Raw genomic sequence first — 20816 nt, 5'->3', positions numbered from 1 at the left:
CGCGAAAGGCGTCCGGATTACGGCCGGAACCTGACCTCTCCGGCCCCTAGTTTGATCGCCGTGACCGAAATCCAACCGTTCCGCATCGCCGTCCCGCAGGCCAGGCTCCACGACTTGAAGGCCCGGCTCACCGCCACCCGCTGGGCGCCGCAACTACCCGGCGAAGGGTGGCGCCGCGGCGTTCCCGTGGCCTACCTGCGCGAACTGGCCGAGTACTGGGCCACCGGCTACGACTGGCGCGCCCAGGAAGCGCGGCTCAACACCTTCCCCCAGTACACCACCGTGATCGACGGCCTGACCCTCCACTTCCTCCACGTCCGCAGCGCGAATCCCCAGGCGCGGCCGCTGCTGCTGACCCACGGCTGGCCGTCCACCTTCGCCGAATTCACCGAGGTGATCGAGCCGCTGAACAGTTCGTTCCACCTGGTGATCCCGTCGATCCCCGGCTTCGGGTTCTCCGGCGCCCCCGTCGCGACCGGGTTCGGCGTCGCCGAGGTCGGCCGGATCTGGGCGGCCCTCATGGACCGGCTCGGCTACCACCGGTACGGAGTGCAGGGCGGCGACCTCGGCGCCTACATCGCCCCGGAAACCGCGAAGGCCGCACCGGGTCGCGTGACCGGCGTGTACGTCAACAGTGGACTGGGAATGCCCACCGAAGCCGACCTGCCCGAGCTGTCCTCGGAAGAAGCCGCCTTCTACCACCAGATGCAGGGCTGGGCGGATTCCGGTGTGGACCATCATCGCCTGCTCCGCGCGGCTCCGCAGACCTTCAACCACGCCTGGCACGACTCCCCCGCAGGTCAGCTGGCGTGGCTGATCCACAAGTTCGGCGACTTCACCTTCACCGAAACCCCCGATCTGGCCATCTCCCGCGACTGGCTCCTCACCAACGCGAGCCTGTACTGGTTCACCGGCACCTCGGGCACCTCGTCGTGGTTCATGTACGACACCAAGGCGTTCGCCTGGCCTCCGGGCCAGCGCGTGGCGCCCACCGGTGTCTACAGTGGACCTCCGGGGATCCGCCGGCTGGCCGAACGGGACAACGACATCGTCCATTGGCCGGAAGGCCGCACCGGCGGCCATTTCGTGGCGCTCGAGTCCCCTGGGGAACTCGCCGCGGACCTGGAGAGGTTCTTCGCGTCGACGGGCCGATGACACCGCCCTCCGGTGTCGTCAGCGCGGCGTCGGCAGTGCCTCTTCCGCGATGGCCAGCACGGTGCGCAGGGCCCGCGACGGGTTGTCCTCGCGCCACGCGAGCGCGGCGCGCAACCGGATCGCCGGCCCGGCGAGCGGCCGGTACACCAGGCCGGTCTGCTGGATATGGCGGCACGACGTGAGGGTCAGCGTCACGCCCACCCCGGCCGCCACGAGTGCCAGGATCGTGTACGAGTCGGGCGCCTCCTGGACCACCTTCGGGTGGAAGCCCGCCCGCTGGCAGGCCCGGACGCTCGCGTCCCGCAGAGTGGAACCCGCGTTCGCCGGAAAGGTCACGAACGGTTCCCCGGCCAGCTCCTCCAGCGGCACCCGCTCACACCGGGCGAGCCGGTGATCGGCGGGCAGGGCGCACAGCATCTCCTCCTCGTCGATCACGCGGTGACGCACCCCCGGCGACAAAACCGGCAGCCGCACGAACCCGAGGTCCAGCGAGCCGTCGGCGACCCCGGCCAGCGCCACGTTGGCGTAGGTCTGCCCCTTCATCACCAGTTCGAGGCCAGGGTGCGCGGCCCGCACCGCCCGGGTGAGCAGGGGCAGGCTCTCGTGGCTGGAGGCGCCGGCGAACCCGACCGTGACCCGCCCGGCTTCCCCCTGTCCGGCGGCACGGGCCGTGCGCTGGGCGGTATCCAGCTCGTCGAAGACCCGGCGGACCGGTTCGACGAACGCTTCACCGGCGCTGGTGAGCCGGACCGAACGGGTGTTGCGCTCGAACAGCCGGACCCCGAGCTCCTTCTCCAGGTTCCGGATCTGCTGGCTCAACGGGGGCTGGGCCATGCCGAGGCGCCGGGCCGCGCGGCCGAAGTGCAGTTCTTCGGCGACGGCCAGGAACGAGGTCAGATGCCGCAGCTCCACGATTGATTCTCCATCCGTCTCGATCCGACCCGAACTCGGTATTGGACAGTAATCAATGAAGCTGCCAGGGTGGGCGGGGCCCGTCGGAGGGCCGGGAAGCGCCGGAAAGCGAGGACAGATGCGCATCAGGATCGTCGGCACCGGGGTGATGGGACGCGGGATCGCCCAGTGGGCGGCCACCGCCGGCCACACCGTCGAACTGGGCGACGCGCGGCGGGAGTCGGTGGGCGAGGCGGTCGGGTTCATCCGATCGATGCTGGACCGGGCGGTGGCCAAGGGCCGCAGCACCGAAGCGGAGGCCGCCGAGATCGCCGCCAGGCTCGTCCCGTTGGACTCGCCGGTCGCCGCGGGCGAGGTGGATCTGGTCGTCGAGGCGGTCCGGGAGGACCTCGACACCAAGGCAGCGCTGTTTTCCGAGCTGAGCAGGGTGCTGCCGGAACGCACGCTCTTCGCCACGAACACCTCGTCGCTGCCGATCACCCAGATCGCGGCGACCCTGCCCGATCCCGGACGGCTGTGCGGGCTGCACTTCTTCAACCCGGTCCCGCTGATGAAGATCGTCGAAGTCATCCCCGGCGCGGGGACCCGGCCGGACGTGGTCGGCGCCCTCACCGCTTTCGTGCGCGAGACGGGGCACCGGGCGGTCGTGGTCGCCGACACCCCCGGCTTCCTGATCAACCACGCGGGGCGGGGCCTGGTGACCGAGGCACTCGCGCTGCTGGAGGAGGACGTGGCCGAACCCGCCGTGATCGACCGGATCGCGCGGGACGTGCTGGGCCTGCGCATGGGCCCGTTCGAGCTGATGGACCTGACGGGACTGGACGTCACGGCCGCCGTGATCGAGTCGATCTGGCAGGGCTTCCGCTACTCCGACCGGCTGCGCGCGTCGTTTCTGACCCCGAACCGGGTGGCCGCGGGGCTGCACGGCCGCAAGACCGGGCGAGGGTGGTTCGACTACCGGCCCGGGGCGGAACCGCCCGCGGAGCCGCTGCCGGAAGGGGACGCGAGCCGTCCGGTGTGGATCGCCGGTACCGGCGTGGAACTGCCCGGCGCGACGCTGGTGGAGCGCCCGGAAGAAGCCGCGGTGGTCCTCGTGCCGACCTGGGGCACCACCGTCGCCTCCGCCGTCGCGGAACGCGGCCTGCCCGCGGAGCGGACCTTCGGCGTCGACCCGCTGTCACTGCCCACGCCCCGGCACGTCCTCGCGATCACTCCCGCGGCGGACCCCGCGGCCGCCCGGGACGCGGCCGCGATCCTCGCGCTGGGTGGAAAGCGGGTTTCGGTGGTGAGGGACACCGCCGGGGGCGTCGCTCAGCGACTGCTCGCGTCGATCGTGTCCGTGGCGGCGTCCATCGCCGAACGCGGCATCGCCTCGCCCGCCGACATCGATCTCGGGGTCACCGCGGGTCTCGGCTATCCGGCCGGGCCGCTGGCATGGGGCGAAAAGGTGGGAGCGGACCGGATGCTCGCCCTGCAACGGGCCCTCCACGCCTCGACCGGCGATCCCCGGTACCGCCCGACCCGCTGGCTCACCGAACGCGCCCAGCTCGGGCTGCCGCTCACCGCGACCGGCACCACTCCCGCCGATCTCTGACCCGGCGTGAAAAGGGCCGTGAGGGACCCCCTCACGGCCCTTTGCCGTCGGTGGGTGACCCACGTCTCCAGCAAGTTGTGAAATCCAACTTAGCTGGTTAGCGTTACTGAGGAGTAGATCATCTCTCCAAGGAGGTCGAGACCCATGCGGGACGCGGTCATCGTCGACGCGGTACGGACACCGGTCGGCAAGGGCAAGCCCGGCGGCGCGCTGTCCGGTATCCACCCGGTCGATCTGCACGCGCACGCCCTTCGCGCACTCGTCGAACGGACCGGGATCGACCCGGCGTCCGTGGACGACGTGATCAGCGGGACGGTCGGGCAGATCGGCGAGCAGAGCGCCAACACGGCACGGTGGGCGGCGCTGGCGGCGGGCCTGCCGGAATCGGTTCCCGCGGTCACCGTGGACCGGCAGTGCGGCAGCAGCCAGCAGGCGATCTCGTTCGCCGCGCAGGGCGTGATCAGCGGCGCGTACGACGTCGTGATCGCCTCCGGCGTGGAGTCGATGAGCCGCGTGCCGATCGGCAGCCAGACCGCGGGCAAGGACTTCATCGGCAGCGGGGCGGCCGCCCGCTACCCGGAGGGCCTGGTGCCGCAGGGGGTGAGCGCGGAACTGATCGCGGACCGGTGGCACCTCTCCCGCACCCAGCTGGACGAGTTCGCCGCCGAAAGCCACCGCCGCGCGGCCACCGCGTGGGCCGAAGGCCGCTTCGCGGGCGAGGTCTCGTTCCCGAAGGCCCCGGGCGCGGACGGCACACTGGCACAACTGGAACGCGACGAGACCATCCGTCCCGGCACTTCGGTGGAGATCCTGGCCGGCCTGAAACCCTCGTTCCGGGCCGACATCTGGGAGCAGCGCTTCCCCCACCTCGACTGGAAGGTCACCGCGGGCAACTCCTCCCCCGTCAACGACGGATCCGCCGCCGTGCTGATCACCAGCAGCGACACCGCCGCCCGCCTCGGCCTGCGCCCGAAGGCCCGGCTGCACACCATGACGGTGGTCGGGGACGACCCGCTGTTCATGCTCACCGGCATCATCCCGGCCACGCGCAAGGTGCTCGACCGCGCCGGACTGTCCCTGGCCGACATCGACGCGTTCGAGGTCAACGAGGCCTTCGCCAGCGTCGTGCTGGCCTGGCTCGCCGAAACGGGCGCGGACCCCGCGAAGGTCAACGTCCACGGCGGCGCCACCGCCATCGGCCACCCGCTCGGCGCCAGCGGAGCCCGCCTGATGACGACCCTGCTGTCCGTACTCGAACAAACCGGCGGCCGTTACGGGCTGCAGACCATGTGCGAGGCCGGCGGCCTGGCCAACGCCACCATCGTCGAGCGCCTCTGACCTCCGGCCCGCTCAGGGGAGTCCCGGTCCGCCGGGGCTCCCCTCGTGTCGTCCGCCGTTCGTCAAAGGCCCCATGGCACTGCCCACTCGCCTACGCACAGCGACCAGGGCCCAACCTGGCCCACCTCGAACCGGTCACGGTCAGTGGCCAACAACAACTTATATCGCAACCCCATCGACGGACTGTTATGACCCCCCTGTGTCGGGGCCTCGGAACGTCGGCTAATCTATTCCACATCAAGTCCGAGTGGCGGAATGGCAGACGCGCTAGCTTGAGGTGCTAGTGCCCTTAACGGGCGTGGGGGTTCAAGTCCCCCCTCGGACACAAACCATAACCCCAACTGTGCGGGTCGAGATTCGTCTCGACCCGCACAGTTCGTTTTCCGGGATGATAGGTCACCTGCAGGTTGAGCCTGCGGTAGACCTCCGCCTTGTCGTCGGGGTCCGCCGTGGCCAGGACCTGCCGGATGCTGCCCAGCCCGTCGACCAGGGCCTGGATCTCCTCCCGGGACATCTTCCGCCGGGCAGTGCCTGATGTGGAGCGCGACAGGGCTTCGGCTCGGCGTGCCTGGGTCTCGGCCATCCAGCCCGCTACCAGTTGTGGGTCCACTCCGGCTTCCAGCGCGGCGCGGTGACGCGCCAGGGTGCGGTCACACTCCTCCACGGTGCGGGTAGCGGCCAGCACCGCGGGGTCGGCCTCGACGTCGGCCTGGGCTTGGTGCAGGGCGTCGATGGTGTCGCGCAGCCGGTGGGGTGCGAAGCAGGTGCTGAGCCAGTCGTCCAACGGGCCCAGGAGGTCTCGTTCGGCCAGATACACGTTGCGGGGGTGCCGCACCTTGTTCGCCAGGCCGTACTCGTTGGGGAAGCGGCAGCGGTAGAACAACTGCTCGCGGCTTTGCTGCCCCTGCATCCGCCGCCCGCACAACCCACAGTGCACCAGCCCGCGCAACACATACCGGTCGCGGGTGCGGTGACGCTCCCTCGTGTTACGCCCCGCACCCTTCGCCGCCATCACCTCTTGGGCGCGTTCGAACGTGTCGGTGTCGATCAGCGGGTCGTGCACGATCGCCTCGGAGACGACCCACTTGTCCCGGGGGTTCCACCGCATCTTCGCCTCATGCCCCAGCGCGACATCCTCGACGTCGATGAGCACCTCGTCCTTGCGTTGCTTGTTCCACACCTGGCGGCCGGTGTAGCGAGGGTTAGACAGGATGGTCCGGATCGCTCCCTTGGACCAGGCGATCCCCGACCGATGCCGGTTCCTCGCTGGATCGGAAGCCGACGGCGAGGGGATCCCATCTCGGGTGAGGGCCTCGGCCATCGCGAAGATCCCCCGGCCATTCAGGTACTCGGTGAAGATCCGCCGCACGATCGGTGCAGTCACGGGGTCGGGTTCCAGGCGGTGCAGTCGTTTACCGTCGGCGGCCTTGGCCGGGTTCGGGTGCGGGCCCGCGTCCGCCAGCCGGTAGCCATACGGTGGGCGGCCTCCCAGGAACCGGCCCTCCACCGACGCTTGCGCGGCCATGGCCGAGCGCACACGGATCTTGATGCGGTTGCGCTCCCCCTTGCTCATCCCGCCGAACACTGACATGACCAGATCATGGGCCTCGGAGTCAGGATCGACCGCTCCCCCGACCTCCGGCACCCACAACTCGACCCCATAGTGTGTGAACACCGGGAACGTCAGCCCGTACTGGTTACCGTAGAACGCGCGCTGCGGCTCCCCGATCACCACCGCCTCGAAACCACGGCCCGGATCCCGCATCACCTCCAGCAACCGGGCCGCCTGCGGCCGGCGTTTCCACGGAATCGACCGCGACTGCCCCACATCGAAAAACTCGGCCACGATCTCGCCGTGCCGGTCCGTCAACGCCCTCGCCCGAGCCCGCTGCCAATTCCGCGACGCCTCCGGATCCTGCTGATCCTCCGTCGACACTCGGCCATAGAACGCGAAACGCTTCCTCACGCCGCCCTCCGCTCATCCCGCTCCCGAGACAACTCGATGACGGCGCAGGTGTCAGCACAGCGACCCGCCCTGCGCAGAAGCCGCAATAGCGCTTCCGCCGCTTGAGGTGTCAGCACGGGAGACTCCGACGGCAACAGAACATCCCACCGCGCGCCACCCTCCCGAAGGGAACGCCCGCTCACAACCCAACCCGCCCACCGGCGGGTTGTGACCAGCCGGTCGGCGCGGCTTTCAGGCCAGTAGCCGGTGTCCGGGCGTTCCGCCAGCGCCGACCATTGGGGTCGAAGAATGGAGTGCGCCCATGGAGACCGACGACCGGCAGGTGATCCTCGGACTGGCCGAGCGATTACGCCTGGCCCACCCCGGCACCTGGGCCGGGAAGCAAAGCGAAAGCGGCTGGAATGACCACGACGGCACCTGGTGAGCCGGCCATGAGTCGGCGAAACCGCGCAGCCTGGGTGGTCGCCGCCGCGGCCGAGCTCAGTGCCGTCACGTCACTGGCACTGCTGCTCTTCGATCGGGGCAGCAATGCCGGCGAGATGGTCATCGACGTGTTCTCGTGGCTCAACCTCCCAGTCGACGGCTCGCTCGTGCGAGCGGTGCTTCTGGCCGTGCTGGGCGCCGCGCTGCGTCGGCGCAAACGCGCCGCGCTCCTCACGCTCGTGGTGTTGCAGGTGACAGGTCTCGCCCTGGACCTCGCGTGGGCGGTCGCCGTGCGGGTGGCGCCCGCCGAGCTGCTGGCGCCCGGCGACGACGTTACCGGTGTGCTGTGGCCGGCACTCGGTTCCGCCGCCGTCTCGGCCGGGCTGGCCGTGTTCTTGTGGCGCCTGCGCCCGGCGTTCCCCGCTCGACTGGCGCCCGGAGCATGGTGGCGTGCACTGGTGGCGCTGTCGGCCGGACTGATCTCCGTCGTGGCCCTCGGAATGGCCCTGACCACCGTCTTTCCCGGCGGGCTGTTCGGTCTGTGGGAGCGGTTCGCCTGGGTTACCAACCACGCGACCGGGGCGTTCTTCCAGCTGCGCCGGCTGGGTGTCGGCACTGGACCGGCCTGGGTGGACGTGCTGCTGGACGCGCTCGCCGCGGCGACCGGCCTCGCCGCCGTCGTGATCTTCTTCCGCGGAGTGCGCGGCCGCCGTCTCGCGACGGACGACGAGGAGCTGCGGCTACGCGCGCTGCTGGCCGAACACGGTGAGGACGACTCGCTCGGCTACTTCGCGACCCGGCGGGACAAGAGCGTGGTGTTCGCCCCGTCCGGGCGCGCGGCGGTCGCCTACCGGGTGCTCGCCGGGACCAGCGTCGCCAGCGGCGATCCGATCGGCGATCCCGCGGCCTGGCCCGACGCCGTCCGGGCCTGGCTGGCCGAAGCGCGCGACTACGGCTGGGTCCCGGGGGTGCTGGGCGCGAGTGAACGCGGCGCCAAAGTGTACGCCGCCGCCGGGCTTCGCGCATGGGAACTGGGCGACGAGGCCATTCTCCACGTCGACGACTTCCAGCTGACCGGCCCCGGACGGCGCGCCGTCCGCCAGGCGGTCACCAGAGTCAAACGCGCCGGCTACACCGTCCGGATCCGCCACCACGGCGAGATTCCGGACGAGGAGATGGCGCGACTGCGCGCACGGGCCCGCCTCTGGCGCGACGGGCAGATCGAACGCGGCTTCTCGATGGCGCTGGAGCGGCTCGGCGATCCCACGGATGCCCGCTGCGTCATGGTCGAAGCGCTTGACGCGCAAGGTGAACTACGCGGCCTGCTGTCGTTCGTCCCCTGGGGGCAGCGTGGACTGTCATTGGACCTGATGCGGCGCGACCCCGGCGCGGACAACGGGCTCAACGAGTACCTGATCGCGGAACTCGTCGCGGCCGGCCCCAGGCTCGGCGTCCGGCGGATCTCGCTCAACTTCGCGATGTTCCGCGCGGTGTTCGCCACCGGCGACCGGATCGGTGCCGGCCCGGTCCTGCGCGCCTGGCACCGCGTGCTCACGTTCGCGTCCCGCTATCTCCAACTCGAATCGCTGTACCGGTCCAACGTGAAGTACGGGCCCCGATGGCGGCCACGGTTCCTGTGCTATGCCTCTCCACGCGCGCTCACGCGCGTCGGGATCATGGCCGGCGCGTTGGAAGGGTTCCTCCCCGCCGGGGCGGCTCGCCGCTCCCGGGCTGACCGCAGCCTGGATGAGGAGTTCACCGCCGCGGTCCGGCGGATCGAGCAGGACGCGGTGCGGCGGCCCGTGGCGGACCGGCGCAGACCCGAACAGGTGCGGGTACGGCTGGCGAAACTGGCGCGGCTGCGCGCCGCCGGCCTCGACCCGTATCCGGCCGCCTTCGACCGGCGTGACGACCTCGCCGACATCGTCGCCAAGTACGCCTGGCTGAACCCGGATTCACAGAGCGGCCACCACGCCACGGTCGCCGGCCGGGTGGTCGCCATCCGCGATCACGGTGGCCTGTACTTCGCCGTCATCCAGAGCTTCACCGGCCGGCTGCAGCTCATGCTCGACGCCCGCGAGTGCGATGTGGACGCATGGCGGGCCGGGGTGGACCTCGGCGACCACGTCGGTGCGACCGGCGAGATCGTGACCTCGAAGACGGGCGAGCTGTCGGTACGCGTGGCACAGTGGACAGTTACGGCGAAGTGCCTGCATCCCCTGCCGGACAAACGAAAGGGCCTCACCGATCCGGAAATCCGGGCTCGGCGCCGCTACCTCGACCTCGCCGTCAACCCGGAAGCCTCGGCGATGCTCCGGCTGCGCAGCCAGGTCGTGCGAGCGCTGCGGGAACGGCTGCACGGCGGGGACTTCCTCGAGGTCGAAACCCCGATGCTGCAACCGGTGCACGGCGGCGCGAACGCACGCCCGTTCATCACCCACAGCAATGCCTACGACACCCGCCTCTACCTGAGAATCGCGCCCGAGCTGTATCTCAAACGGCTCTGTGTCGCCGGGGTCGAGCGGGTCTTCGAGCTCAACCGCAACTTCCGCAACGAGGGCGCCGACGCCACCCACAACCCCGAGTTCACGATGTTGGAGGCGTACCAGGCCTACACCGACTACCACGCCATGCGTGCCCTCACCCGCGACCTGGTGCTCGCCGCCGCCCGCGCCGCCTTTGACGCGCCGGTGGCGCTGCGCCCGGACGGCGAACACGACCTGTCCGGCGACTGGCCGGTCGTGCCCGTATACCACGCAGTATCGGACGCGCTGGGCGACCCGATCGCCCCGGATACACCCGTTGCGCGGCTTCGTCACCTATGCACGCAAGCCGGTGTCGAGGCGCCTGGCGACGCCGAGGCCGCGGACCTCGTGCTCGCCGCCTACGAGCACCTGGTCGAACCCGCCACCACCGGCCCGACCTTCTACATCGATTTCCCGGCGGCGGTGTCGCCGCTGACCCGGCCGCACCGCGAGGACGCACGCCTCGCCGAACGGTGGGACCTGGTCGCATTCGGCGCCGAGATCGGCACCGCCTACACCGAACTCGCCGACCCCATCGAGCAACGGGCCCGGCTGCACGACCAGTCGCTGCGTGCCGCCGGTGGTGATCCGGAAGCGATGGAAGTCGACGAGGACTTCCTGCTCGCACTCGAACACGGCATGCCCCCGACCGGCGGACTCGGCCTCGGCGTCGACCGGCTGCTGATGATGCTCACCGGCGCGTCCATCCGCCAGACCGTGCTGTTCCCCTTCACCCGGCCGAAAGCACTGTGATGAAACGGCTTCTCGCGCCGGTGCCGTCCGGCCTCACCGCCGCCCACGCCGTTGCGCCGCCTGATGTAGCCGTGTCCCCCACCAGGCTCACCACGGTGACGATCCCCGCCACGGCGTTCGGGATCGCGGCCCGCGAAACACGCCTCTCCCCCTGGCCGGACGCGCGCTCGAGATGGTGAACGTCCCGATCCCGTCGATCCCCGACGAAGTTCTGCGGCACGCCAGGAAGACGGGTCCGCTGGAATCGCACTGGATCTGGATCACGTGTATCGCGCTGGCCCTCGCGTTGATGGTGGTCGCGATCCGCGTCCGCCCCCGCCGCCGCGCCGTCATCGCCGCCATGTGCTGCGCGCTGCTCGCCGCGGTCACCGGGATCAACAGCTACGCCGGCTACGTCCGCACCCTCCCCGACCTCGCCCGGCTCCTTCAACGCGGCGGGCCACCGCTGCGCGCACTCGGCCTCGCGCTCGGTGGCCCCGAGGACACGCCCGCGGCTCCACGGCCACTGCCGACCGGCCCCACCGCCCCGATCATCGAGCGCCTCGACATCGCGGACCCCGCCAACGCCGTACCGTCCGGACGAACCTACGTGCTGCTGCCCCCTGGCTACACCGACCCGGCCAACGCGAACCGGCGCTACCCCGTCGTCTACCTCGTCCACGGGTACCCCTACGGCAGTCCAGAAGACTGGCTGGCCGCCGGCGACGCCCCCGGCACGCTTCAACTGCTCTACCAGTACCACGCACTCGCGCCGATGATCATGGTCAACGTCGACCTCACCGCCGGTCAGAGCAGCCGCGACTGGGAAGGCCTCGACGTGCCCAGCGGACCGCGGCTGGAAACGTATCTGTCGCAAACGGTCGTCACTACCATCGACCACCGCTTCCGCACCCTCGCCGACCGGCGCCACCGGGCACTCGGCGGTATGTCCGGCGGCGCCTTCGCCGCGCTCAACATCGGCCTGCACCACCTCGACGAGTTCACCGCCCTCCTGCTCACCCTGCCTTACGATGCCCTGGGTGACGGCGACCGCCTGCTCGGCGGGAACCCCGCGCTGTTGGCGGCCAACACACCACGGGACTATCTGCGCACCATGACTTTCCCGCACCACGTCGCGGTGCTGCTCACCGCCGGCACCGGGGCACGGACGGACATCGCCACCGCCACCCGCATCGCAGACGCCCTCCACGATCGCGGACAGGCCGCTACCGTCCACATCGAACAAGGCTTCAACCACACCTGGCACACCGCTCGCGCGACCCTGCCGCACCTCCTGGTCTTCGCCGACCAAGTGTTCGCTCACGGCGCCGGGCCGTGAACCCGCAGGCCGTGTCAGCCAAAGACCATGAGCGCGGTCGGTGTGACGGCGGCACGAAGCCCCCGGTAGGAGGACTGTCGACCATGATCAGTCCTCCCACCGGGGGCTTCGCGTGCCGTTCGACCGTGCCGCGCTCCCGCTGTCACCCGATCGACCGCACCGCCGCAGACGGCCGTACTACTCGGGTAAGCACCAAAGGCACGGGGTGAACCTGTTACCACCTCGGTCAGATGGTACCGGTCCAGTACAGCGGGTTGGTCCGCTCGAACGTCACCTTCACCGTGATCTCCGAGGGTTTGGCGGGCAACGCCAGTACCAGGCCGAGTCTGCGTTCGGTGCCCGGCAGCACATCGGAGGAAAGCTTGTCACCGATGTTCTGCGCCGGGTCCGTGACAAGGGTCGCCGGGGCACCGTTCGAGGTCGCGGCGAAGGTGAACGACGACGCCTGTATCGCCTGGTTCGAGGTGTTCTTGACAACGACGTCAAATCGCAGGCCACGAGTCAGGTCCTTGGCCCGGACAGGGTCCGAGGGCAGCTCGTGGACGGTCGGCCGCCCCACGGTGATGACACCACGCTTACCAGCCCGCTCCTCACCGAAGGCCATCACCTGTCGCGCGGCGCTGCTGCTCTTCGCGGTGGTGCTCGGCTGCGAGTTGGTGGACTGGCCGGCGCAGCCCGTCAGGGCCAGCCCGCTCGCCACGATCAAGGACACGACAACAAGGCGCACGACGTTCTCCTTCAGTTACTTGGAACGTGAAATCCCTCGTCACCGTAGGGAAAACGCTGGTGGGGCCACATCGGACCGGCAGCCGGATCGATCGGCCGCCCGGCTGGTTGCGCCCATCCACCCAGCTGCCCACGCTGTCGGACCACACAGCGAGTTCCGAAGCAGCGTTAGCTCCAGGTGACGGCTCGCGACCAGCCGTCCGGCTGGGCCGTCCGGCCGGTTCACCGATACCGCGGGTCACGCCGTCGGCCGAGGATCGCTACAGACGACAATCATCGACCACGGAGTTGTTTCACTGTGCGCACCTCGATCGACCGCACGACCTGGCGGATGCTCGCGGGGTATGTCAAGCCCCAGTGGCGCACCATCCTGTTCGGAGGGACCCTCGTCCTGCTGGGCGGCCTCGCCGCGGCGGTACAGCCGCTCGCGGCGAAGGCACTGGTGGACCGGCTCGGAACCGGCGGCGTGATCACCGGCGTGCTGGTGCTGCTGGTTGGTCTGGCCCTCGCCGGCGCCGCGATCGCGACGGTCGGTGACTACCTGCTCGAACGCGCCGCGGAGTCGGTCGTGCTGGTGGCCCGGAAACGGTTGGCCAGGCGGATACTGTCGCTGCGGGCGCCGGCTGTGCAAAGGGCCGAGCCCGGGGACCTGTTGTCCCGGTTCACCAGCGATTCGACTTTGTTGCGCGAGGTGGGCACCCACGCGCTCGTCGGGCTGGTCACCGGTGGCGTGACGACCATGGTGATGGTCGTGATGATGGGTGCGATGGATCTTGTCCTGCTCGGTGGCACCGTAGTTGTACTGCTGCTCATCGGTCTGCTGGCCGCCGCGGGCATGCCGATGATCGAACGCGCCACCCGCGCCGCCCAGAGTGCGGTCGGCGAGACGGGGGCACAGATGGAACGTGTGCTCGGCGCCTTCCGGACCGTCAAGGCCGCCGGCGCGGAAGCCAGGGAGATCGCTGCGATCGAGGACGGAGCCAAACGCGCGTGGCGCGCCGGTGTCCGCTCAGCGCGGTGGGAGTCGCTGGTGCACGGTTCGGGCGCCCTCGCGATCCAGGCGTCCTTCCTCGCCGTGCTCGGCATCGGCGGTGCGCGCGTCGCGACCGGGGCCATTCAACTGTCCACTTTGGTGGCTTTCCTGTTGTACCTGTTCTATCTGGAGGAGCCGATCGGACGGCTGCTCGAGGCGGGCAGCAAGCTGCAGATCGGGTTGGCGGCGGTACGCCGGCTCGGCGAGGTCGAACAGATGCCGACCGAACCGGCTCCCGCCAATGGCGTCGCGCCGACCGCAGTGGGGCGGGGCGCAACCCGCCTTGTCTTCGAGGATGTCCGGTTCCGGTACGGTCCGGACCTGCCGGAGGTGCTGCGCGGCGTAAGCTTCGATATCCCTGCCCGGGGCATGACCGCGTTCGTCGGTCCGTCCGGCGCCGGGAAGTCCACGCTGTTCGCGCTGATCGAGCGGTTCCACGATCCGTCGAGCGGCCGGATCCTGATGGACGGCCGGGACCTCGCCGACTGGGATCTGGCTGGTCTGCGCGGGTCCATCGGGTATGTGGAGCAGGACTCCCCGCTGTTGTCGGGGACCTTGCGCGACAACCTCGTCTACGCACGTCCGCAGGCCACCGGGCATGAGATCCGCGACGCGGTGGCACGGACCCGGCTCGACATGCTCGTCGACCGCTTGCCGGATGGCCTGGACACCGTTGTCGGACACCGTGGCAGCCTGCTGTCCGGCGGTGAGCGGCAGCGGGTCGCGCTCGCTCGCGCCCTCATCCGCGGTCCTCGCCTGCTGCTGCTCGACGAGATCACCTCGCAGTTGGACGCCGTGAACGAGATGGCGATCCGGGACGTGGTCACGACCGTGGCGAAGACCATGACCGTACTGGTGGTGGCGCATCGGCTTTCGACTGTGCTCGAAGCGGACCGGATCGTGGTGCTCGACAACGGGACTGTTCGCGCGATCGGCACTCACGACGACCTGGTAGTGAGTGATCCGTTGTACGCCGAGTTCGCCGCCACCCAACTGCTCATCGAGGAATCCGGTGCTCGGCAGGACACACCTTGGTAGCGGGAGGTCCGTAGCGGAACCACGTGCCGGTCCGTCACGGAACCTCGCCGTCGTCCAGCCTTCAAGGTGTCGTCGTGCGAGTCCTCGAGGAGGATCGGTGGTCCAATGGTGCGGATCTGCCTTTCCTGCACAGGCGCAGAACCGGTTTCGTGGCCTTACGAGGCAGGAACTACACGGGCCGTACCTGCCAGGCGCCTCGGACCGGGTGACCGAAACCTCTGCCGATGGGATCGGCGGTGGGTACAGGGAGCCTTGCCGGGCAACATGGCCAAGGCGACGCACGTGAGCACGATTCACGAGTTTGGCGGCCGCCTCCCTCGGGAGGCGGCCGCCAAGGGCCCGCAACACTCATCGCCGGTTCCGGCTCACCACTGCTCGTCCTCGTCCCAGCCGCCGGACTCCTCCATGGCGCCGTGCGCCTCGCTCGCCGAAGCCTCTTGCCCGCCGAACACCTCGTTCAACCCCTGGAACAGCAACGCCCCCCCGGCGACACCAGCCGCCGCGGCCGCCGCTGTCTTCAGGAACCCTCCACCGGAGCGACCCTGCGGCGCGTCCATCGGCCCCGCCTCCCGGCTCTGCCCGAACATCCGGGACATGAACCCGCCACCGTTGGGCTGAACGGGCGGCTGTGTGTAGGCAGGCACCCCGTAGCCCGGTGCCTCAGCGGCCCCGTAGCCCGGCCGGGCCGCCTGGAGTTCAGCGATCTGGGCCTGCGCAGTGCGCAACGCGTCCTCCTGCACGAGGACCGCCTGCACCAGTAGGTAGAGCGCGTCCGGCTGTGAGGCGATGTACTGTCCGATCACCTCGGCGACCTCATGGTCCTTGGCCACCGGGTGGGCCTGCCGAAGCCGGTTGGCCAGGCCCAGGATCAGCTCGCGGTCGTTGTTGTCCACGGCAACTCCTTTCGTCACGACTCATCCTCGGCCCGCGCCACGCCCGCGGACACCGGTTACCCGGCCCGAACGGTCCGTCGGCCGGCTAACGACGTCCAGCCGACCGGCGGTGCACCGGCCCCCAAGCCCCGGATGGCAGGGCGGACCCGCTTGCGGCGAGACTGGTCACATGGTTCGAGTAATCGTTGTCGACGACGAGGAGCTGGTACGCTCCGGCTTCCGCCTCATTCTGAACGCGGCGGGCGACATCGAGGTCGTGGCGACACTGACCGGGGCGCAGGCGGTCAAGGAGATCGGTCTGCACCGGCCCGACGTCGTGTTGCTGGACATCCGGATGCCCGACGTCGACGGCCTGACGATCCTGCGCCAAGTGCTGGGCCTGCCCAACCCGCCCATCGTGGCCATGCTCACGACGTTCGATTCCGACGAGTACATCGCGGCGGCACTACGCTCCGGCGCGGCCGGGTTCATCCTCAAGGACACCGCACCCGACCAGCTCGCCCAGATCGTCCGCACCCTGGCCGCCGGCGGTGTGGTGCTCTCGCCGAAGGTCACCCGCACAGTCGTCAACGGCTACCTCGGCTCGGGTGCCGGCACACTCGCCGCGTCCCAGGTGGACAAGCTCTCCGAGCGGGAACGCGCCGTGCTCGTCCTTATCGCCGAGGGACTGTCCAATGCCGACATCGCCGGCCGCATCCACCTCAGCATCGGCACGGTCAAGGACCACGTGTCCGCCATCCTCAGCAAGCTTCAGGTCGGCAGCCGCGTGCAGGCCGCGCTCGTGGCGCAGCGCGCGGGGCTGCTCGGCAATGACGAGGCGTCGTCATGACAAGGACGCAGACCCATCTCGCCGACGCCGGGCTGATCGCCCTCGCCGCCGTCGACGCCGCGCTCAACCACCTCACTGGGCCCGTTACCGTCGGCGTCGCGATCCTGGCCGTCGCTGCCCTGCTCTTCCGGCGACGCTGGCCCATGCCGGTGTTCCTGCTCACCCTGCCCGCGCTCGCCCTGGTGGGCTCAGGGATCGCCACGCTCGTCGCGCTCTACGCCGTCGCCGTGCGGTACTCGAACCGTTACCTGCTCACCGGCGGCGGGCTGCTCGCCGCCATCGGCTACCTCTTCCCCGGCCTCGACTACCAGTTCCCGCGCTCCGACATGGTGCTCACCGTCATCTACGCCACGATGACCGCGGCCGCGCCGATCTTCTTCGGCCGGCTCGTGCACGCCCAGCGTGAACTCGCGCTGCGTCTGGAGGACATCCGGCAAGCACGCGAGCACGAGCGCGAACTGGACGCCCAGGCGATCCTGGCCAAGGAACGCAACCAACTCGCCCGCGAGATGCACGACGTCGTCTCCCACCAGGTCAGCCTGATCGCCGTGCAGGCCGGCGCCCTCGGTGTCTCCACCACCGACACCGCCGTGAAGACCGCCGCCGACAACATCCGCACACTCTCCGTCGACACCCTCGACGAACTCCGGCACATGGTCAACCTGCTCCGGGCCTCCGGCAGCCAGGCCACCGAACTGACGCCCCAGCCGACACTGTCCGATCTTGACCGCCTGGTCTCCGGCAGCGGGATCGAGACCCACCTCACCGGCTCCGCACCCCAGGACGTCGACACCGCCGCGCAGCGCACCATCTACCGCACCATCCAGGAAGCGCTCACCAACGTCCGCAAACACGCCCCCGGCAGCACCGCCACCGTCGACATCGCCTACGACGACACAGATCTCACCGTGACCGTCACCAACACCCGCCCCGGCCGTCCGACACTGCAGCTGCCCAGCGCCCGCCACGGCCTCATCGGCCTCCAAGAACGAGCCGCGCTACTGGGCGGAACCATCATGACCACCCCGACCGCCGACGGCGGATTCCGACTCCGGCTACGCCTGCCCCGTACCGGCCAGCGGCGATAGGGCGCGGCCGGGGCACGTACGCGCATTTTCCTCAGCTGAGCTGCAGGTCAGCGGCGTATACGAGGTTGGGGATCTGGGTCTGCTCGGTTCGGACACTCTCTTACCCCACAGCCTCCCACACCGCTGTTCTCCAGGTAGAGACGGGTGGTTAGTGTGCAAGTCCCCCCTCGGACACTGTGGGGGTTCAAGTCCCTAGCGACACGAACCCATGGGTGAGGATCACCCTGCGGTCTGCCGATTATGTCGGATTCTGCACCGCAGAAGGTGCGACCTCCTCGGAACTCGAAGACATCTGAGGGCACGGGCAGGGCCTGGCCTCCGTTTCGCCGGACACGCCGCCGTTTGCAGTTGGAATACGACACTCTTGGCCCCGTGCTGACGCCGGTGAATGGTCCCGGCGCTACGTACCAAGGACTCGCTGACGCTGGTCGGTGGGCCGCCCGCAGTCCCCTCGCTGATCGGATTGGTGTTCGACGCGCCGTTTAGTGCTGGGACGACCCCGGTGGCCGAGTACGGGCTGCTGCCCTACACCGCCCGCGAGGTATAGACGGCCGTCGTCGCAGGTGATCACTGACCCGGCATGCTCGGGCGAGATCAGAAGCGACACGTCCGGCGCGAACGACAGCATCTTGGCTGCGGGTGAAGAGGCTCCGCCGCCGGAGGGGGCTGCGCTTGTGTTGGGTGAGTATGGGTACCAGGCCGGCGGCGAACACGAGGTACAGGCCGGCGGCGAGGGCCAGGCGGGCGGGGGTGAGTTTGTGGGCGCGCAGGGTGGCCAGCAGGTAGGCGATGGCGATCATGGTGACGATCCCGGCCCAGAGCAGGGCACCGTTGAAGCGCCACGGGGTGAACAGCAGGCCGAGTCCGCTGGGCACGGTGGCCTGGATCATCATGGCGCCGGAGATGTTGGCCAGTGCGAGGCTGGTCTTGCCCTGGCGGACCCAGATGATCGCGTTCATGATCTCGGGCAGTTCGGTGGCGATGGGGGAGAGCAGCAGCGCGGTCACCGCACCGGACAGGCCCAGCATCGGGCCGATCGCGTCGAGTTGGTGCACGAACAGTTGCGAGGCCGCGAAGATGACGGCCAGGGTGGCCAGCGTCTGGGCCACCACGGCCCAGGTCGCGGGTGAGGTGCGGCGGGGCTGGAACTTCAACGGCGCCAGCAGCTCGTTCTCGCCGGACTCACCGCCGCCGCTGCGGATCTCGCGCCAGAAGTACAGGGCATAGGTGGCGAACGCGGCCAGGATGGTGCCGACCGCCATCCGGCCGACGTTCAAACGCTGGCCGAGCCATTCCACGGCGTTGACGAACCACTCGCACGAAAAGTAGATCGCTGCCGCGCAGACGACCAGCACCACGAAATGCCACACGGGAAACTCAGCCTCGTCCCCCGCCGCGCGCAGCGCGGGACAAGTCCATCCCGCCGGACCTTCACCGGCGCGTCACGCTGGAAACACTGTTACCGCAGACTCTGGTCTTCCCGGTCTCGAGCTCATCCCTCGGCGTGGAGAGGTCGCGCCAAGGATGTGACTTCACGGCTGGAAGTAGCCTTGCCGCAGCAGGTGCCCCTCCAGCTCCTTATTACCCAAGACGGACGGATCGTCGTAGTGCAGGTCGTCCTCGGCGGTGAACATGCTGCCTGCCACGACATAACCGTGCGGGAAATCACGCGCTGACACTGCGAATAGGAACTTCCCCTGCTCGATGGCAACGTCTTGGAACCGAGGATCGTCACCGGTGATCAGGTCGACAGTCAATTCGTCAAGCCGCTTGCGCAGCCGCATTTCGCCGACAGCCCGGAACATGATGTCGATCCTGGTTGGTTGCTCCTTCGTCAGCGTGCTCCGCAGCAGCAGCACGCTGTGGCCGACCTCGAAACGCCAGACCTGGAACATCCGATTTCCGAACTTCGCCGGGAACTCGATCTTGGGCATGGTTCCTTTTCCATCGCTACTTGAAGGGATTCGGTTGCAGTCTGAGCCGACGTCACCCGAACAGGGCACTTGCTCGAGCTGGCATAAGGGCGACCCGCGGAAAAGCGCGCACACGTGGCCGACTTCGCCTACAGCGGCGCCGAGCGGCCTGGAAACAATCGCCCTCATCCATGGTCCGTACCAGATACCCGTTAGGTCGACCGGCCAGCCTTTCCATACCTGACTCTGGAGTAACACCAGCATGCACAGCACTTCGAATCGTCTCAGACGTGCCGTCACTTTCGCCGCGCTGGGCGCCGTGCCGTTCGGTGTGGCGTTGCTGAGCGCTACGACCGCCGATGCGGTCACCGGGGGCAGCGCCGTCACCGACAGCTCTTACGGGTTCGTTGCGAAAATCTCCACCGGCACCAGCGCCTGCAGCGGGGTCCTCATTGACCCCCGCTGGGTCCTGACCACCAGCACCTGTTTCCCCGACACCACCCAACCCGGCGCACCCGCCCACCCCGCCACCGTGACCGTCGGCAGGACCGACCTCACCACCACCACCGGCCACACCGTGCAAGCGGACTCGATCATTCCCCGGCCCGACCGCAACCTCGCCCTCATTAGGCTCGCCACCCCGGTCACCGACGTCACCCCCCTCGCGCTGGCCACCACCGCCCCCCAGGCCGGGGACACCCTCCGGCTGGCCGGGTTCGGCCGCACCGCCACCGACTGGGTCCCCGACCAACTCCACACCACCACCGTCACCATCGACTCCCTCACCGCCACCACCCTCGCTGTTGCGAGCACCGGCGGCCCCACCACCTGCAAAGGCGACGCCGGCGGCCCCGCCCTCCACAACAACGCAGGCAAACCCGAACTCGTGGCCCTCAACCACACCTCCTGGCAAACCGGCTGCCTCGGCGAAACCGAAACCCGCACCGGCGCCACCGAAACCCGCACCGACGACCTCCACGACTGGCTCATCCAGCAGACCACCTCCGCGATCGAAGCGCGCTACCTCGACATGGGCGGCGCAGCCTCCCTGCTCGGCACCCCCGTCGGCGCCGAAACCACGGTGACCGGTGGTTCGGCGCAGAACTACGAACACGGCGCGATCTACTACTCCACCAGCACCGGAGCCCACTACCTGCTGGGCGACATCCTCACCCACTACCAGCAAATCGGCGGCCCCACCGCGATCGGCTTCCCCACCACCGACCAGCAAACCACCCCCGACGGCATCGGCCGCTACAACCACTTCAACTGGTCCTCCGGCGCCTCCATCTACTGGACCCCAACACCGGAG

Annotated in this window: 15 protein-coding genes, 1 tRNA gene and 1 pseudogene; 11 read left to right on the top strand and 6 right to left on the bottom strand. The window is 69.3% G+C overall.

What is annotated here, in order from left to right; genetic code table 11:
• The first annotated feature begins 60 nt into the window (after positions 1 to 60).
• Complete coding sequence (locus ORV05_RS14130; protein ID WP_326938143.1) at positions 61 to 1155, top strand: epoxide hydrolase family protein; 1095 nt, start codon at positions 61 to 63, stop codon at positions 1153 to 1155.
• An 18-nt stretch (positions 1156 to 1173) separates the two neighbouring features.
• On the opposite strand, the gene ORV05_RS14125 is transcribed toward ORV05_RS14130, so the two are convergent.
• A complete protein-coding gene (locus ORV05_RS14125; protein WP_268758940.1) occupies positions 1174 to 2067 on the bottom strand; it encodes a LysR family transcriptional regulator in 894 nt (297 codons plus the stop codon).
• A 118-nt stretch (positions 2068 to 2185) separates the two neighbouring features.
• Between ORV05_RS14125 and ORV05_RS14120 the strand changes: the two genes are divergently transcribed.
• The 3 genes from ORV05_RS14120 to ORV05_RS14110 all read left to right on the top strand — a co-directional run bounded on the left by ORV05_RS14120 (position 2186) and on the right by ORV05_RS14110 (position 5324).
• Positions 2186 to 3661 (top strand): 3-hydroxyacyl-CoA dehydrogenase, encoded by a 1476-nt coding sequence (locus tag ORV05_RS14120; protein ID WP_268758939.1) that lies wholly within the window; start codon positions 2186 to 2188, stop codon positions 3659 to 3661.
• A 144-nt stretch (positions 3662 to 3805) separates the two neighbouring features.
• The gene (locus ORV05_RS14115; protein WP_268758938.1) at positions 3806 to 4999 is read left to right on the top strand and encodes a thiolase family protein; all 1194 of its coding nucleotides are present in this window, start codon (positions 3806 to 3808) and stop codon (positions 4997 to 4999) included.
• Between the two features lie 241 nt (positions 5000 to 5240).
• A tRNA-Leu gene (locus ORV05_RS14110) sits at positions 5241 to 5324 on the top strand.
• On the opposite strand, the gene ORV05_RS14105 is transcribed toward ORV05_RS14110, so the two are convergent.
• Complete coding sequence (locus tag ORV05_RS14105; protein ID WP_268758937.1) at positions 5289 to 6935, bottom strand: recombinase family protein; 1647 nt, start codon at positions 6933 to 6935, stop codon at positions 5289 to 5291. The genes ORV05_RS14110 and ORV05_RS14105 overlap by 36 nt on opposite strands.
• Positions 6936 to 7266: 331 nt before the next feature.
• On the opposite strand from ORV05_RS14105, the gene ORV05_RS14100 reads away from it, so the two are divergent.
• The 3 genes from ORV05_RS14100 to ORV05_RS14090 all read left to right on the top strand — a co-directional run bounded on the left by ORV05_RS14100 (position 7267) and on the right by ORV05_RS14090 (position 11984).
• A complete protein-coding gene (locus ORV05_RS14100) occupies positions 7267 to 7389 on the top strand; it encodes a hypothetical protein (protein ID WP_268758936.1) in 123 nt (40 codons plus the stop codon).
• 7 nt (positions 7390 to 7396) lie between these two features.
• Entirely contained in the window at positions 7397 to 10666 is a 3270-nt protein-coding gene (lysX, locus tag ORV05_RS14095) for a bifunctional lysylphosphatidylglycerol synthetase/lysine--tRNA ligase LysX (protein ID WP_268758935.1), read from the top strand.
• Positions 10667 to 10838: 172 nt separating this feature from the next.
• Positions 10839 to 11984, top strand: coding sequence for an alpha/beta hydrolase (locus ORV05_RS14090; RefSeq protein ID WP_268758934.1), 1146 nt, complete (start codon positions 10839 to 10841; stop codon positions 11982 to 11984).
• 226 nt (positions 11985 to 12210) lie between these two features.
• On the opposite strand, the gene ORV05_RS14085 is transcribed toward ORV05_RS14090, so the two are convergent.
• Positions 12211 to 12711 (bottom strand): hypothetical protein, encoded by a 501-nt coding sequence (locus ORV05_RS14085; RefSeq protein WP_268758933.1) that lies wholly within the window; start codon positions 12709 to 12711, stop codon positions 12211 to 12213.
• 297 nt (positions 12712 to 13008) lie between these two features.
• Between ORV05_RS14085 and ORV05_RS14080 the strand changes: the two genes are divergently transcribed.
• Positions 13009 to 14781 carry an ABC transporter ATP-binding protein gene (locus tag ORV05_RS14080; RefSeq protein ID WP_268758932.1) on the top strand — a complete coding sequence of 591 codons (1773 nt, stop codon included), beginning with the start codon at positions 13009 to 13011 and terminating at the stop codon, positions 14779 to 14781.
• Positions 14782 to 15146: 365 nt separating this feature from the next.
• Here ORV05_RS14080 and ORV05_RS14075 read toward each other — a convergent pair whose 3' ends face one another.
• Complete coding sequence (locus ORV05_RS14075) at positions 15147 to 15692, bottom strand: DUF2076 domain-containing protein (protein WP_268758931.1); 546 nt, start codon at positions 15690 to 15692, stop codon at positions 15147 to 15149.
• Positions 15693 to 15843: 151 nt separating this feature from the next.
• On the opposite strand from ORV05_RS14075, the gene ORV05_RS14070 reads away from it, so the two are divergent.
• Together ORV05_RS14070 and ORV05_RS14065 are read left to right on the top strand one after the other, a co-directional pair.
• Positions 15844 to 16503 carry a response regulator gene (locus tag ORV05_RS14070; RefSeq protein ID WP_268758930.1) on the top strand — a complete coding sequence of 220 codons (660 nt, stop codon included), beginning with the start codon at positions 15844 to 15846 and terminating at the stop codon, positions 16501 to 16503.
• Positions 16500 to 17591 (top strand): sensor histidine kinase, encoded by a 1092-nt coding sequence (locus ORV05_RS14065; RefSeq protein ID WP_268758929.1) that lies wholly within the window; start codon positions 16500 to 16502, stop codon positions 17589 to 17591. The genes ORV05_RS14070 and ORV05_RS14065 overlap by 4 nt, the downstream gene beginning before the upstream one ends.
• A 482-nt stretch (positions 17592 to 18073) precedes the next feature.
• On the opposite strand, the gene ORV05_RS14060 is transcribed toward ORV05_RS14065, so the two are convergent.
• Together ORV05_RS14060 and ORV05_RS14055 are read right to left on the bottom strand one after the other, a co-directional pair.
• A complete protein-coding gene (locus ORV05_RS14060; protein ID WP_268758928.1) occupies positions 18074 to 18961 on the bottom strand; it encodes a sodium:calcium antiporter in 888 nt (295 codons plus the stop codon).
• A 162-nt stretch (positions 18962 to 19123) separates the two neighbouring features.
• Complete coding sequence (locus ORV05_RS14055; protein ID WP_268758927.1) at positions 19124 to 19525, bottom strand: hypothetical protein; 402 nt, start codon at positions 19523 to 19525, stop codon at positions 19124 to 19126.
• Positions 19526 to 19766: 241 nt separating this feature from the next.
• On the opposite strand from ORV05_RS14055, the pseudogene ORV05_RS36360 reads away from it, so the two are divergent.
• Positions 19767 to 20815, top strand: a pseudogene (locus tag ORV05_RS36360) (trypsin-like serine protease); the annotation flags it as partial.
• Between the last annotated feature and the right edge of the window lies 1 nt (position 20816).

This window comes from Amycolatopsis cynarae (assembly GCF_026802195.1).
In the GTDB taxonomy this organism is placed as follows: domain Bacteria; phylum Actinomycetota; class Actinomycetes; order Mycobacteriales; family Pseudonocardiaceae; genus Amycolatopsis_E; species Amycolatopsis_E rhizosphaerae.
Note: the sequence above shows the minus strand (reverse complement) of the source record. Positions and strands in the feature narration are given on the sequence as shown.